16 protein-coding genes and 1 pseudogene are annotated in these 13,453 nt (G+C 58.1%); 9 read left to right on the top strand and 8 right to left on the bottom strand.

The window, feature by feature from the left end; genetic code table 11:
- Positions 1–6: 6 nt before the first annotated feature.
- Positions 7–1,404, bottom strand: a complete 1,398-nt coding sequence (gene regB / locus ACR0E2_RS11385; RefSeq protein WP_480446487.1) for a sensor histidine kinase RegB — start codon at positions 1,402–1,404, stop codon at positions 7–9.
- Positions 1,405–1,494: 90 nt separating this feature from the next.
- Between regB and ACR0E2_RS11380 the strand changes: the two genes are divergently transcribed.
- From ACR0E2_RS11380 to ACR0E2_RS11370, 3 genes are all read left to right on the top strand, one after another.
- The gene (locus ACR0E2_RS11380) at positions 1,495–2,124 is read left to right on the top strand and encodes an SCO family protein (protein ID WP_480446486.1); all 630 of its coding nucleotides are present in this window, start codon (positions 1,495–1,497) and stop codon (positions 2,122–2,124) included.
- A gap of 80 nt (positions 2,125–2,204) precedes the next feature.
- Entirely contained in the window at positions 2,205–2,759 is a 555-nt protein-coding gene (locus ACR0E2_RS11375) for an ActR/PrrA/RegA family redox response regulator transcription factor (RefSeq protein ID WP_152459641.1), read from the top strand.
- A 101-nt stretch (positions 2,760–2,860) separates the two neighbouring features.
- On the top strand, positions 2,861–3,232 hold the full coding sequence (locus tag ACR0E2_RS11370; protein ID WP_480446485.1) for a VOC family protein: 372 nt from the start codon (positions 2,861–2,863) through the stop codon (positions 3,230–3,232).
- A 78-nt stretch (positions 3,233–3,310) separates the two neighbouring features.
- Here ACR0E2_RS11370 and ACR0E2_RS11365 read toward each other — a convergent pair whose 3' ends face one another.
- A complete protein-coding gene (locus ACR0E2_RS11365; RefSeq protein ID WP_171616671.1) occupies positions 3,311–4,024 on the bottom strand; it encodes an SGNH/GDSL hydrolase family protein in 714 nt (237 codons plus the stop codon).
- Between the two features lie 50 nt (positions 4,025–4,074).
- A complete protein-coding gene (locus ACR0E2_RS11360; RefSeq protein WP_152459644.1) occupies positions 4,075–4,668 on the bottom strand; it encodes an HD domain-containing protein in 594 nt (197 codons plus the stop codon).
- Between the two features lie 206 nt (positions 4,669–4,874).
- On the opposite strand from ACR0E2_RS11360, the gene ACR0E2_RS11355 reads away from it, so the two are divergent.
- The 4 genes from ACR0E2_RS11355 (at position 4,875) to ACR0E2_RS11340 (ending at position 7,926) form a co-directional block, all read left to right on the top strand.
- Positions 4,875–5,189 carry a hypothetical protein gene (locus ACR0E2_RS11355; protein WP_152459645.1) on the top strand — a complete coding sequence of 105 codons (315 nt, stop codon included), beginning with the start codon at positions 4,875–4,877 and terminating at the stop codon, positions 5,187–5,189.
- 103 nt (positions 5,190–5,292) lie between these two features.
- Positions 5,293–6,681, top strand: coding sequence for an adenosylhomocysteinase (gene ahcY / locus ACR0E2_RS11350; RefSeq protein WP_171233586.1), 1,389 nt, complete (start codon positions 5,293–5,295; stop codon positions 6,679–6,681).
- 13 nt (positions 6,682–6,694) lie between these two features.
- Positions 6,695–7,444 (top strand): extensin-like domain-containing protein, encoded by a 750-nt coding sequence (locus tag ACR0E2_RS11345; RefSeq protein WP_480446484.1) that lies wholly within the window; start codon positions 6,695–6,697, stop codon positions 7,442–7,444.
- Positions 7,445–7,584: 140 nt separating this feature from the next.
- A complete protein-coding gene (locus tag ACR0E2_RS11340; RefSeq protein WP_480446483.1) occupies positions 7,585–7,926 on the top strand; it encodes a DUF2853 family protein in 342 nt (113 codons plus the stop codon).
- A gap of 218 nt (positions 7,927–8,144) precedes the next feature.
- Here ACR0E2_RS11340 and ACR0E2_RS11335 read toward each other — a convergent pair whose 3' ends face one another.
- The 5 genes from ACR0E2_RS11335 to tsaD all read right to left on the bottom strand — a co-directional run bounded on the left by ACR0E2_RS11335 (position 8,145) and on the right by tsaD (position 12,369).
- Positions 8,145–9,458, bottom strand: coding sequence for a hypothetical protein (locus ACR0E2_RS11335; protein ID WP_480446482.1), 1,314 nt, complete (start codon positions 9,456–9,458; stop codon positions 8,145–8,147).
- A gap of 161 nt (positions 9,459–9,619) precedes the next feature.
- Complete coding sequence (locus tag ACR0E2_RS11330) at positions 9,620–10,042, bottom strand: EVE domain-containing protein (RefSeq protein WP_480446481.1); 423 nt, start codon at positions 10,040–10,042, stop codon at positions 9,620–9,622.
- Positions 10,042–10,311 (bottom strand): YciI family protein, encoded by a 270-nt coding sequence (locus ACR0E2_RS11325; RefSeq protein ID WP_171116638.1) that lies wholly within the window; start codon positions 10,309–10,311, stop codon positions 10,042–10,044. Before ACR0E2_RS11325 ends, ACR0E2_RS11330 begins: the two co-directional genes overlap by 1 nt.
- Position 10,312: 1 nt before the next feature.
- Complete coding sequence (locus tag ACR0E2_RS11320; RefSeq protein ID WP_480446480.1) at positions 10,313–11,275, bottom strand: NAD(P)H-dependent glycerol-3-phosphate dehydrogenase; 963 nt, start codon at positions 11,273–11,275, stop codon at positions 10,313–10,315.
- Positions 11,272–12,369: a tRNA (adenosine(37)-N6)-threonylcarbamoyltransferase complex transferase subunit TsaD gene (tsaD, locus tag ACR0E2_RS11315; protein WP_480446711.1), complete on the bottom strand. Its 1,098-nt coding sequence runs from the start codon at positions 12,367–12,369 to the stop codon at positions 11,272–11,274. Before tsaD ends, ACR0E2_RS11320 begins: the two co-directional genes overlap by 4 nt.
- Before the next feature lie 98 nt (positions 12,370–12,467).
- On the opposite strand from tsaD, the gene ACR0E2_RS11310 reads away from it, so the two are divergent.
- Both ACR0E2_RS11310 and ACR0E2_RS11305 read left to right on the top strand, forming a co-directional pair.
- A complete protein-coding gene (locus tag ACR0E2_RS11310; RefSeq protein WP_480446479.1) occupies positions 12,468–13,181 on the top strand; it encodes a uroporphyrinogen-III synthase in 714 nt (237 codons plus the stop codon).
- 54 nt (positions 13,182–13,235) lie between these two features.
- A pseudogene (locus tag ACR0E2_RS11305) lies at positions 13,236–13,453 on the top strand (hypothetical protein); the annotation flags it as partial.

The following is a 13,453-nucleotide window of genomic DNA, read 5'->3' as shown; positions in this document are numbered from 1 at the left end:
CTTAATTCACACCTGGATGCGCGTGTTGGATCCCGACGGGACCGGGGTGTCACCCTTCTGTGCATCAATCAGTTTGCGTGGCCAGGTCACCTTGACGATTGCCCCGCGCCGTTCAGGATTGTCGGTCAGATGCTGGTAGGGGTCCGAACCATTGGCGAATTCCAGTTCGGCGCCGCTGCGTTCCAGCAGGGTTTTGGCGATGAACAATCCCAGGCCCATCCCTTCGTATTCCGGGCGTGATCTCTGATCGGATTCTGCCCGTCTTCGGCGCATAAAGGGATCGCCGATGCGTCCAATCATGTGGGGCGGATATCCCCGCCCGTCATCCATGATGCTGACGGTGATCCTGCTGTCGGTCCATTCGGCCTCGACCCAGACATTTGCGCGGGCGAAATCCACGGCATTCTGAATCAGGTTGCGCAAACCGTGAATGATCTCGGGTTTGCGCAGGATCGAGGGCTGCTGAACATCCCCGTCCTGCGCGGGGCCTTCGGAAAAATGAACCTCTTTGCCGCGACCGACATGTGGTTCGGCCGCTTCGTTCACCACTGTCGAAAGCGGTGCCTGCCGCAGATGCAGATCATCTTTGCCCGCCCGCCCCATGTCGCGCAGAATGTCACGGCAACGGTCTGCCTGCTCGCGGATCAAAGCGGCGTCTTCTTTCAGGTCCGGGCGGTCGTCCAACTCTTCGATCAGTTCCGCGCTGGTCAGTTTTATCGTCGCCAGAGGCGTGCCCAGTTCATGCGCGGCAGCGGCGACAACGCCCCCCAGATCGGTCAGTTTCTGTTCGCGCGCCAGCGCCATATGCGTGGCGGCCAGCGCTTCGGACATGGATTGGACTTCGGAACTGACGCGGTGGGAATAGGCGCCGATGAAGACGATGGCGATTATGATCGCGGCCCAGTTTCCAAACAGAAGGATATCGGGGATATCCAGAACAAGCCCCAGACTTGTCCGCAACGGAAGGTGAAATTCCGCCAGCACAGTTGTCAGAACGATTGCGACGGCGCCGACAATCAGGGTTGATCGAGTGCTCATGACATTGGCTGAAATCGTGACCGGGCCCAGCAGAAGCAGCGCAAACGGGTTGTTCAGCCCGCCGGTCAAATAGAGCAGAATTGACAATTGCAGCAGGTCGAACAGAACCATCAGGAAGTTTTCGAACTCGGTCAGGCGCTTGTTCTGCGGAAACAGCAATATGGCGGTCAGGTTGCCCATGACCGAGATTCCGATGGCCAGGTAACACAGGCCCAGTTCCAGCTGCACGTCATAATATCGCTGGGCCACCGTGATTGCGGTGAGCTGGCCGATGATCGCCACCCATCGCAAAAGGATCAGGGTCCGAAGCCGAATCCAGCTGCTGCGTTCCTGGCCGCGCCAAAAAGTCTGATTGGATTCTGCCATCGGTCGCTTATGTCCTGTTGCATCGGCTGGTCATCTTGATAGGTGTCCCGGCCGGAACGATCAACAATCCCTTGCGACCGGATAATCGAAATGGCCCGCCTACTGTACGCAATTCTCGCAACCTTTGCTCTGGTTTTCGGACTTGGGGCCATGTGGATTCTGACGCGGGGCGGCGGGTCCGATGACAAGTTCGCACAATGCCGGTCCAGCCAGATCGCCGGGGGTGCCGCCGCAATCGGTGGACCATTTGAACTGGTGAACGGCAAAGGCGAGACGGTTACGGACAAAGATGTGATTACCGAACCGACGCTGGTTTACTTCGGATACACGTTCTGCCCGGACGTTTGCCCCTTCGACATGTCCCGCAACGCCGAGGCTGTCGATATTCTGGCCGAACGCGGGCTGTCGGTGACGCCTCTGTTCATCTCGATTGACCCGGATCGCGATACGCCCGAAGTCATGGCTGACTATGCTTTCAATCTCGGGGGCAAGACGATCGCCCTGACCGGCTCGCCCGAACAGGTCAAGGCGGCCAGCAAGGCCTACAAGACCTATTACAAGGCGCATGACAAAGGCGACGAATTCTATCTGGTTGACCATTCCACCTTTACCTATCTGGTTACACCCGAAGATGGATTTCTGGAATTCTTCAAGCGCGAAGACACGGCCGAACAGATGGCGGACAAGGTTGAATGCTTCCTGGAACAGGCCGCGTCGTAACAAGGTTGTTTGACCTTTGTTCCCGCGCTGCTATTACTCATGTTCGAGCCAAAGGCATGAAATAGCGAAAGACCTAACATATGGCAGACACTTCTCAGCTTGACATCGGCCCTGACAAATCCCTGCTTTTGGTTGATGATGACGAGCCGTTTCTGAGACGTTTGGCCAAGGCCATGGAAAAGCGTGGCTTCGAGGTTGAGACCGCAGGATCCGTCGCGGCAGGGCGCGCGATATCCACCGCCCGGCCCCCGGCTTATGCCGTCGTCGATCTGCGGCTTGAGGATGGCAACGGATTGGACGTTGTCGAGGTATTGCGGGAAAAACGCCCCGACAGCCGTGTTGTTGTTCTGACCGGATATGGCGCGATCGCGACCGCCGTCGCGGCTGTCAAGATCGGCGCGACCGACTATCTGTCAAAGCCAGCCGATGCCACCGACATCACGAACGCATTGCTTGCAAAGGGTGACGAGATGCCCCCGCCGCCGGAAAACCCCATGAGCGCGGACCGTGTGCGCTGGGAACATATCCAGCGCGTCTATGAGCTGTGTGACCGGAATGTTTCCGAAACCGCGCGACGGTTGAATATGCATCGGCGGACGTTGCAGCGGATACTGGCGAAACGCAGCCCGCGTTAGGCCGGCCGGCCGCTCGATGACGGTTTAGTGACTTGTAACCTTGGACCCTGTCGAGGACTGTTCGCCACATCTGGAAGCTTTTGTCAGAACAGGACCACTTTATGATCGGATATGTAACCGTTGGCGTTTCGGACATGGCGCGCGCCAAGGATTTCTATACCAACCTTTTCGCGGACAAGGGCGCGAAAGTGGTTATAGACGCAGGCCGGATCGCGTTCATCGGCAACAAACCCGACGCGCCAATGCTGGCAGTGTGCGAGCCCTATGACGGTGATGCCTGCGCCGCCGGAAATGGCAACATGGTCGCCTTTGCAGCCGACTCCAAGGATGAGGTCAAGGAACTTTATGACAAGGCAATCAGCCTGGGTGCGGTGGACGAAGGCGAACCTGGTCAACGCGTCCCCGACAGGTTCTATGGTGCCTATGTGCGTGACCCGGATGGCAACAAACTGTGCTTCTACGTCTTTGGCTGAAACGGCGTGAACACAAACCCTGCCCAAGTTTCAGACAGGTCTGCGGGCAGCGGTGCTGACCGTACCCATTCAGTACCTTCAGGGTGAGCAGGAGATTTCTGCGCAGAGCTGCCGCGCCAGCTGACGATATCCGATTGCGTTGGGATGCAACCCGTCCGATGTCCAGTCGGCGGTGTTCTCGGCGAACCCGTCCGGAGGGGTCAGAAATGTGCAGTTCGCCATATCCTGACAGGCCTGTTGTGCAGCCGAATTGAAGGCCGTTCGAAACGCCTCTTGTTCCGCGGTCCAGTTTGCACCGGTTACGGGCAACACAGCACGCCAGATCAACCTGTCAGCAGGTATGAACAGGGCCTTCAACTGTGCGACATAGCCTGCAATCTTCTCTGGCGGTGTGGCGGTCAGAGCGTCATTGACCCCGATTCCCAGATACCATGTCGGAACATGGGCAATCAGTTCCGGTTTTGCCCGTGCTATCAGGCCCGGGGCGGTGTCGCGACTGATCCCAAGGTTCAGTGAGTTGGGCAGGATGTTGCTGGTCAACCACCCTTCGATTATAGAATCGCCGATGAAAGCGATCTGAATATCCGGTGAGGCGAGCGCCTGAGAAATCGGCCGCTCGTGCAGCCAGACCATGAGCTTGTAGTGATCGGTTTCCGTGACCGGGACATGTGTGCCCGAGATTTTTCTGAGCGCCTTCGAAACATACCCGGTTTCGACCAACGCTGCCGCAAGACCAACAGTCAGCAGGACGTTGACGACAAGCAAAACTCGGGTTCCGGTCTTTGTTTTCATCTTTCTTCCATCCGTCCCCCGTCCCACTCACCGCATTTGGATAGCGTCTTTCAGATCTGAGCGATCAGCTCTGCGTGCCGCGCCGTAAAGGCGTGCCGCACCTCGACCGGGGGGCGCAGCCTGATCTGTAAACCCGCCACGATCCCCCTGTCCGGGCGACCAAAGAATTTCGTGGCTTCGGCCTCGGAGAACCCGGCAATCTGTGTCGCCTCCATCCAGGCGCTGATCTTGTCGGCCTTCTTGATCTGGCGCTTCACCGTTTTTGGGACCTCAGCCGGTAGTCCAAACCGTATGTGGATTGCTGCCGCCAGCCGGTCGTCCAACGCGCCATAGTCTGGGCCGACGGCGGATTTCACGGGCGAGATCATATCGCCGATCACATATTCGGGCGCGTCATGTAACAGGGCCGCCAAACGCCATTTCATGGGTGCTTTGGGGGCAATACGGCCAAAAATCTCTTCAACCAGCAGGGAATGTTCGGCCACGGAATAAGCGAAATCGCCGTTTGTCTGACCGTTCCAACGAGCGACAAAGGCAAGGCCGTGTGCGATGTCTTCAATCTCGATATCCACCGGTGTCGGGTCCAGCAGGTCCAGCCTGCGGCCCGACAGCATCCTTTGCCACGCTCTGGGTTGTGTTGCCATTCTGCCATGCCTTGTGAAGTTGGACACGTTCAATTCGCGTTTTTATGGTATGATGTACCTGTCTGGATCACACGCTGCCAACATTTTCTTGAGCGTTCGTGCTTTGAAACGGCGCGGTATAATCCCGACATTGAAGACTGAGGGGGGTGCATTCTCCTCCCAGTGTGCCCCTCTCGAACTGAAACACGTATCGAAAGGAGCACCCTATGTTCAAACGTTTATTCGCAATCGCACTGACCTTCGGAATGGCCGCCACCGCGCCGCCTGCCTTTGCCCAGAATTGTGCGGCACGGGATCACATCATATCCAAATTGCAGGAGAACTACGCCGAAGAATTGGCCTTTGGCGGCCTGCAAAAAACACGCGGCGCGCAAGCGGTGATGGAGGTTTGGACCTCGAAAGAAACGGGAAGTTATACCGTTTTGGTAACCAATGCGAACGGTATCAGCTGTATTGTTGCCGTTGGCACCGATTTTTTTGAAGCGATACCAAAGATCGAAATTGAAGGCACTCCAAGCTGATATTGGCCATATCGTTTCCGATCACAGTCTTCAAAGTTGCCACCTGCCCCAAGGAATGCTAGGGGCAGCCAGGACTGTGAATTACCGGAAAATGGAGCACCTGATGGCCGGGGACTATATCGTTAAAGACATTTCATTGGCTGGCTTTGGCCGCAAAGAGCTGGACATAGCCGAAACCGAGATGCCGGGCCTGATGTCCCTGCGCGCGGAATACGGCGACAGCAAGCCGTTGAAAGGGGCGCGCATCGTCGGGTCGTTGCACATGACCATCCAGACGGGCGTTCTGATCGAAACGCTGGTGGCGCTGGGCGCGGATGTGCGCTGGGCGTCGTGCAACATCTTCTCGACCCAGGACCACGCCGCCGCCGCGATCGCCGAGGCGGGTATTCCCGTCTTCGCCGTCAAGGGCCAGACACTGGAAGAGCACTGGGATTATCTGGACAAATCCTTCCTGTTCGAGGAAGGCCCGAACATGATCCTGGATGATGGCGGCGACGCAACGCTGTACATCCTGCTGGGTGCCCGTGCCGAAGCGGGCGAGGACATCATCCCTGTTCCGGGTTCGGAAGAGGAAGAGGTGATCAAGAAGCAGATCGCCAAGCGTATGGCGGCAAGCCCGGGCTGGTTCACAAAGATGCGTGACCAGATCAAGGGTGTTTCCGAGGAAACCACCACCGGTGTGAACCGCCTGTATCAGCTGGTCAAGGACGGCCACCTGCCGTTCCCCGCGATCAACGTGAATGACAGCGTCACCAAGTCGAAATTCGACAACAAATACGGCTGCAAGGAATCGCTGGTCGACGGTATCCGCCGCGCCACCGACACGATGATGGCCGGCAAGGTTGCAGTGGTCTGCGGTTACGGTGATGTGGGCAAAGGCTCGGCAGCGTCGTTGCGCGGTGCTGGTGCCCGTGTGAAAGTCACCGAAGTCGACCCGATCTGCGCCCTGCAAGCCGCGATGGACGGTTTCGAAGTGACCCTGCTGGAAGACGAAGTCGCCACCGCGGATATCTTCATCACAACCACCGGCAACAAGGACGTGATCCGCATCGAGCATATGCGCGAGATGAAGGACATGGCCATCGTCGGCAACATCGGCCACTTCGACAACGAAATTCAGGTGGCCAGCCTGAAAAACCACAAATGGACCAACATCAAGGAACAGGTGGACATGATCGAGATGCCTTCGGGCAACCGCATCATCCTGCTGTCCGAAGGCCGTCTACTGAACCTGGGCAACGCCACCGGGCACCCGTCCTTTGTGATGTCGGCCTCGTTCACCAACCAGGTTCTGGCCCAGATCGAGCTGTTCACCAAAGGCGACCAGTACGAGAACAAAGTCTACATCCTGCCCAAGCATCTGGATGAGAAAGTGGCCCGCCTGCATCTGGATCGCATCGGCGTGAAGCTGACCCAGATGGATGCGGATCAGGCCGCTTACATCGGTGTCAAACCGGAAGGTCCGTACAAGCCGGAACACTACCGCTACTGATCGCCGTCTGGGTATGACGCAGAAATCTGGACGCCGCCGGTATTTGTACCTGGCGGCGTCTTTCTTTTTCAGGCTGGCGGTTGTTGTGATCCTTTTGGGCGGTGGTGTCTGGTGGGTGTTGGCGCATCCCGAATCGCCGATACCGTCACACTGGAACCCGTTGCGTGATCTGAAGGTAACCGCCCCGATCACACCCGTCACCAAGCTTCAGTTGAACCGCGCATTGGTCAGCGAAGCACAGTGTCGGGCCGCTCTGGAAGACGCAGATGTTCGGTTTGAGGCGATGGCGGACCTGGTTGTCGATCAGAACTGCGGCATCGCCGGTCGGGGTCGTCTGACCAAATTGGTGACATCAGAGATCGAGGATGTTGAAACCAGTTGCGCCACGGCGCTGCGCCTGACCATGTGGGAACATCACGTCGTACAGCCCGCCGCACGCGATCTGCTTGGGTCCAACGTTTCCCGATTGCGCCACATCGGCAGTTACAATTGCCGCCGCATGCGCACCGCGCAGGGTGAAAACGGGGGGTGGAGCAGCCATGCCCGCGCGGATTCGATAGATATCGTCGGTGTGGATACCGTTGACGGTCGGACGCTGACCTTGTTGTCAAACTGGCAGGGCTCGGGACCGGAAGGCGCCTTTTTTCGACGGATCTGGCGCGGGTCCTGCGGTTGGTTTCGCGTGGTTCTTGGGCCCGATTTCAATCGTTTGCACGCGGATCATTTCCACTTGCAAGGCCCGGGGTGGGGCTATTGCCGCTAGGCTTTTCAGCAAGAAACGTGCAGGCTGCGACCAAGGGGGAGAAATCGCAAATTTTTTTCCTTTTGGAAAAGCCTGCGACGCGGCTAGTCTTTCGATCATCGGTAAAAGGTGCCGGGTAAACGGATCAAGGAGACTAGGATATGGGCAAACGCGACGAGCTGATCGCCAAATACGCAGAAGACCTGAAAACCAAATGCGGGATGGACCCCGATATGGACCTGCTGACCAAGGTCACCATCGGTTGTGGTCCGGCGATCTATGACGCAGATGCGGCAACTGTCGCGGCCAGCCAGGACTCGGAACTGGAAACCGTCAAGAACAACTTCCTGATCAAAAAGCTGGGTCTGGCAGATGGCCCCGAGCTGATGGAAGGGATCAACAAAGCCATGGAAACCTATGGCATGTCCGAGCGCAACAAGTACCGTGCCGTTGTCTATTATATTTTAACCAAGCATTTCAGAAAAGAATCCGTTTACAGCTGACTCGGTCGAAATCTAACAAGCGCCCGCCGAGATTTTGGCGGGCGTACTTAATTTGAGTTTCAATTTAACGACTTGGCGTTTGAAACCAAGGGTGTGGTTGCGCTAAGTTCAACCTGTGACCAGGACGGTCAGAACCAGATATTTCCATACGCGTGTGGTGAGTAGGGAGCACGCGGGGGTAGGGAAGGTTCTGTATCGTCAGAGCCTTCCCTCGTTTCTTATCTGAGTTCGCCAAGAATACGCGCAATGAAATTGTCGAATTCCGTGGGCCTCGGGTCCGAATTCCTGGATGACGCGCCACCGCTGCCTGCCAGGTAGACTTCTATCCGCCCCGGACGGGTCTTGCTGCCCGAATTCGTGAAGTCCCTCAATATTCCGTCAAGAGCATCAGCTGCCAGCGCCGCGTTTTCAGCGTCGCTTGGATGATAGAAACGAACCTGTGTTTCTCTGACCCGAAAACCCACGCGGTCTGTTGACACGACAGTCGCGCGGCCCTGTGTAAGCAGTTCCAAAGCTCGGCTGCTGGCGTCTTGTGACACTCTCAAGGGAACAAAAAGCGAGACTTCCAGATCAATGGGGGATTGTGCGGGCGAAAGCGGTTTAACCTCTGCATAAGACGGGGCCGCAGATAAAGTGATCTCTTGCTGGACAGGGTCCAAAACCATCAAGGATGTCTGCGAAAAGCTGTCTTTGTTCGACCGGTTGGTGTGGCGCCACGGCGGTTCGGCAGAAGCCGGATACAAGGTTTGAACATCCGCAGAAGAAGCGGTGGCCAAGATGGGTTCGAGCTGTGGCGGAATGAATATGGCTGGCGGAGACACAGACACGGCCAGTTCCGCTTCTGGGGTTGGGGGTCTTGGTTCCACCCTGTCTTGGTCATCCGCAGCCGAAATGTCTTCGGCAGGACCGGGTGAGGTCACGACCGCCTCAACCGAGACGCTCTGGTCGAGAGATGCGCCTGTGATCGCATCCTCGACCTCTTCGATGATTGCCGGGTTGGAAACGGGTGCGACCTGCGAAGACGCTGGATCGGGGGGGTCTTCGGCTGCTTGTGTGTCTCGTGGGGCCGGTGGCTCATCGATTCTGACAATGGACGCTCTGTCTGAAAGCAGCTCCTCGATTTCAGGAAGAGTTTCCGTCGCCGCATCCAGGCTGGCTGGGGGCGTTCCACCGCTGGAGCGCCACGTTCCGGCAATATGTGTGACCGCCCATTGCAGGAACGCGCCGCAAACCAGGGCGGCCAGAATAATTCCTGCTCTAACCAAGGGTTTTTTCCGGGTTTTTGGGTCTTCCAAATGCAGGGAACGGACCCGGTCTGATACGATCTCTTCGATTTTGGTTTCGTCTGGTCGGGGCAGGTGCTCTGTCTCGGAAGGTTTCAGGGCGGGTTTTTCCTGCGCTTCACCCTGCGCCCCGCTGAGCACTCTGGCACGCTTTTCACGCGCCTCTTTCAGGCGCGCTTCCCAGTTTTTTGAATTCTTCGCAGCAATGGCGTCTTCGAATATCCCATTGCCGCCTTCGTCGTCAGACATGGGTTTTTGCTTTCAAGAAAGACCGATCTTTATTCGAACACCACCCGGCAATTTCGATCGCACAAAACCGCGACCGACATGATCTCACCCGGCAAAGCCCAAGGAAAGATAGCATCTTGCCAGAGCTTTGAGAAGTTCCGTGCCCGGCGCCATTTTCCCGTTCAATCAGGCTGGGTTTCGCCCAGCATGCAAATCACCCGCCATTCATCCCCTGCCACGGGTTGCACCGACAAGCGAGAGTTCTTCACCAGCACCATGTTGGCCAGACGCTCGTCCGCCTTGATCTGGTCCAGCGTTACGGGTTTGGAAAAGGGCCGCACGGCTTTGATGTCCACACACTCCCACCGTTCGTCATCGGTGGTGCTGTCGGGATGGGCCTCGGCACAGACCTCGACAATGCCAACAACGGACTTGTCCTTTTGCGAATGGTAAAAGAACCCCCGGTCCCCAACCTTCATCTGACGCATGAAATTGCGCGCCTGATAATTGCGCACACCGTCCCATTCCTCGCCCGCGTCGCCCTTTGCGACTTGCTGATCCCAACTCCAGGTCGAAGGTTCCGACTTGAACAACCAATAGGCCATCAACCGATCACCTTTTTCCACGGGATCAGCTCAACCGATTGGAACAATCCAGCCTTTGCGTAAGGGTCGCCATCGGCCCACGATTGTGCGGCGGCCAGGTCCTCCACATCGAGAATTATCAATGAGCCGATCATGGCGTCACCGTTCAGCAACGGTCCGGCCTGTGACACGACGCCGGTTTCTTCGATATAGGCCAGGTGGGCCGAGCGGTTGTCCAATCGGGTTTGCAACGCGTCGGGTTTATCACGAGCGATGAGGGCGATCAGCATGTTATTCCTCCTTGAGGGGTCGATTTAGCAGGTTTTGAATGGCCTCGGTGACACTGTAGGCGCCATGGCTCAGGTCCGCCACCGTGGCGCTGATGGGCATATCCAGCCCTTCCTTGGCGGCAATGTCCGACATGGCACGAGCGGTGGCGACGCCTTCGACCGTTGTTTGGCTGTCAAAGGGCTGATTCAGACCCAAACTCAGGCCAAAACGATAGTTTCGGGACAGTTCGGAAGAGCAGGTCAGCACAAGATCCCCCAACCCGGACAAGCCCATCAGGGTGTCGGGGCGCGCGCCGCGCATCGCGGCAAAGCGTTGCATCTCGGCAAATCCGCGGGTCATCAAGGCCGCTCGGGCGCTGTCACCCAGACCTGCGCCGATGGCGGCGCCGCAGCCAATGGCCATGACATTCTTCAGCGCGCCGCCAAGTTCGGCGCCGACCGTGTCGGTGGTGCGATAAAGGCGCAGGTTCGCCGTCGTCAGTTCGGCCTGAAGCGCCTTGCCAAGTTTTGTATCCTCGCAAGCCAGCGTCAACGCGGTGGGCAGACCGTGCGCGATATCATCCGCAAAACTGGGCCCGGTCAGCAACGCGACGCTGGCATCCGGGACAACCTCTTTGATGACCGCGACAGGTCCGAGCCCCGAGGTCAGTTCAATTCCCTTGCAGCAGGCCACCAGAGTCTTGCCACGCAGGACCGGGGCGTGATCCTGCAAAGCGCTGCGCAATTTCTGCATCGGCACAGCCAACAAAAGCGTGTCAGCCCTGAGCGCCTCGGCGATGTCCGCGGTCACGGTGATGTCCGCGGGTAGGGCGATGTTGGGCAGCCGGGTTGCATTTTCGCGCGTCTCGCGCATCTGCTGCGCCTGATCGGCGTTTCTTGACCACAGTGTCACTGGCCCATTGCCTGCCAGCGAGATAGCCAGAGCCGTGCCAAACGCACCGGAACCCAGGACGGACGCGCTCATGCCTTGGCCCCTTTCTTGCCACCGCCCAGCATGGCCGGGCTGTGCTGATCCAGAGGCCAGCGCGGGCGGGCGGTCAGGTCCAGCCCGTCCCGTGCGCCGGTACGAAAGCGCTCCAGGCCAGCATAGGCAATCATCGCAGCATTATCCGTGCACAAGGCCAACGGGGGGGCGGTGAAACTGGTGTTTTTTTCAGCACAAACAGACTCTAATGCGGACCGAATGGCCGAGTTCGCGGCAACCCCTCCGGCAACGGCAATCACGGGTTCAAACGGAGAGGTTTCCAGATACAGATCAATCGCACGCCGGGTCTTTGCGGCCAATGTGTCCACAATCGCCTGCTGGAATCCAGCGCACAGATCTGCGCGGTCCTGGCGCGTCAAACCGCCCTTTTCGTTCACGATCTGGTCGCGCATCCGCATCAACGCCGTTTTCAATCCCGAAAAGGACAGATCGCAACCGGGCCGGTCCAGAAGCGGCCTGGGAAACCGAAAGCGTTTGGGATCACCGGCGCGCGCCTCAACTTCGACAGAAGGGCCACCAGGTTGCGGCAGACCCAGAAGGCGGGCGGTTTTGTCGAAGGCCTCGCCCGGCGCATCGTCGATGGTGCCGCCTAGGCGGGTAAAATGTTCGGGCCCGTGGGCGATCAGGAATTGGCAGTGGCCGCCAGACACCAGAAGCATCAGGTAGGGGAAGGCAATGTTGTCCGTCAGTCGTGGTGTCAACGCGTGACCGGCAAGGTGATTGACACCCACCAGCGGCAGACCGGTTGCCGCACTGATCCCCTTGGCGCACATGACGCCCGACATGACCCCTCCGATCAGACCCGGCCCGGCGGTGACGGCAACGGCGTCCACGTCGTTCAGAGAAAGACCAGCCGTGTCCAGCGCTTGCAGAACGCAGACATCCAGCTTTTCCGCATGCGCGCGGGCCGCGATCTCGGGCACGACGCCACCAAAAGGGCTGTGCAGTTCGGTTTGGCCATGTACCACGGATGACAGGATTTCGGCTTTGGCGCCCGTCGTTTGACGCACGATGGCCGCGGCGGTATCGTCGCAGCTGCTTTCCAATCCCAGTACGGTAAGTGTTTGCACCATCACCCTGATCCGTTGCATCATGATCCAACGGCGGGGTATCACCCTGCGCGGATGCAAACAATCCTGAAGGGCCAAGGGGCCGCACGTTGTATTTGTTGATGACCCGCCCGCGCGCCGCCTCTGAACGGTTCGTCGCGCAGCTGCCGACCCGCACCAAATCCCGGGTTCAGGTCATCTATTCTCCGATCATGGAAATCCGGCCTCTGCCGGTCGAGGTTGAGACCGAGGGTGTGCAGGGATTGATTTTCACGTCGGCCAATGCGGTGAACGCGGCGGCCCTGAAAGGTGTGGACCGCAACCTGCCCGCTTTCTGCGTCGGGCCGACAACGACCAGCACAGCGAAGGGTTGCGGCTGGCAGGCCGAAATGGTCGGGGCCACGGCGGAAGAACTGGTGGGACATCTGCTCAAGCGGAGGCCCAAAAGCCCGCTGTTGCATTTGAGGGGTGAGAACACGCGCGGCAATGTTGCCGGTCGACTGACCGAATCCGGCCTGACCGTGGGGGAACTGCCAGTCTACCAGCAATTGCTGTTGCCGCTAACATCCGAAGCGACCCGGGTGGCGGATCTGGATTCGCCGGTAATCGCACCGCTTTTTTCGCCAAGAACGGCGCGACATTTTGCCGATATTTGGACCGGATCCGCGCCTTTGTGGTTGGCCGCAATCAGTCAGGCCACGGCGGATCCCCTTTATTCATTGGACTATGCACGCCTGAAGATCGCAAAGAAGCCGACACCAAAGAAAATGCGTAAGGCTGTCAAAAAGCTTGTGAAACATGCGTTGCGGGTTGAGGGCGGCGCGGTCCCCGATTAACTTGACTGGGGCTGTTATTCATCTGAATTTGGATTCGATAAGGGGAATATTGCGGTGGCTGGTAAGAAAAAGTCCGAAGAAAAGCCGGTGGAAACCCCCAAGGCAGATGACGTCGTCGAACCCGAACTGCAACAGGAAGATACACCTGTTGACCCGACTGAGACCGTAGAAGAAGAACTTTCCGAAGCCGAAGCCGAAGCCGAAGCCGAAGCCGAAGCCGAAGCCGAAGCCGAAGCCGAAGCCGAAGCCGAAGCCGAAGCCGAAGCCGAAGC

The sequence above is a fragment of the Ruegeria sp. A4 genome (assembly GCF_056543025.1).
Note: the sequence above shows the minus strand (reverse complement) of the source record. Positions and strands in the feature narration are given on the sequence as shown.

Coding starts and splice junctions, on each gene's coding strand:
- ACR0E2_RS11360 (WP_152459644.1), bottom strand. CDS start 4,668: ATGGCAACACAACCCAGAGCGTGGCAAAGGATGCTGTCGGGCCGCAGG.
- ACR0E2_RS11340 (WP_480446483.1), top strand. CDS start 7,585: ATGGGCAAACGCGACGAGCTGATCGCCAAATACGCAGAAGACCTGAAA.
- ACR0E2_RS11345 (WP_480446484.1), top strand. CDS start 6,695: ATGACGCAGAAATCTGGACGCCGCCGGTATTTGTACCTGGCGGCGTCT.
- ACR0E2_RS11355 (WP_152459645.1), top strand. CDS start 4,875: ATGTTCAAACGTTTATTCGCAATCGCACTGACCTTCGGAATGGCCGCC.
- ACR0E2_RS11310 (WP_480446479.1), top strand. CDS start 12,468: ATGACCCGCCCGCGCGCCGCCTCTGAACGGTTCGTCGCGCAGCTGCCG.
- ACR0E2_RS11375 (WP_152459641.1), top strand. CDS start 2,205: ATGGCAGACACTTCTCAGCTTGACATCGGCCCTGACAAATCCCTGCTT.
- ACR0E2_RS11335 (WP_480446482.1), bottom strand. CDS start 9,458: ATGTCTGACGACGAAGGCGGCAATGGGATATTCGAAGACGCCATTGCT.
- ACR0E2_RS11325 (WP_171116638.1), bottom strand. CDS start 10,311: ATGCTGATCGCCCTCATCGCTCGTGATAAACCCGACGCGTTGCAAACC.
- ACR0E2_RS11370 (WP_480446485.1), top strand. CDS start 2,861: ATGATCGGATATGTAACCGTTGGCGTTTCGGACATGGCGCGCGCCAAG.
- ACR0E2_RS11320 (WP_480446480.1), bottom strand. CDS start 11,275: ATGAGCGCGTCCGTCCTGGGTTCCGGTGCGTTTGGCACGGCTCTGGCT.
- tsaD (WP_480446711.1), bottom strand. CDS start 12,369: ATGGTGCAAACACTTACCGTACTGGGATTGGAAAGCAGCTGCGACGAT.
- ahcY (WP_171233586.1), top strand. CDS start 5,293: ATGGCCGGGGACTATATCGTTAAAGACATTTCATTGGCTGGCTTTGGC.
- ACR0E2_RS11380 (WP_480446486.1), top strand. CDS start 1,495: ATGGCCCGCCTACTGTACGCAATTCTCGCAACCTTTGCTCTGGTTTTC.
- regB (WP_480446487.1), bottom strand. CDS start 1,404: ATGGCAGAATCCAATCAGACTTTTTGGCGCGGCCAGGAACGCAGCAGC.
- ACR0E2_RS11365 (WP_171616671.1), bottom strand. CDS start 4,024: ATGAAAACAAAGACCGGAACCCGAGTTTTGCTTGTCGTCAACGTCCTG.
- ACR0E2_RS11330 (WP_480446481.1), bottom strand. CDS start 10,042: ATGGCCTATTGGTTGTTCAAGTCGGAACCTTCGACCTGGAGTTGGGAT.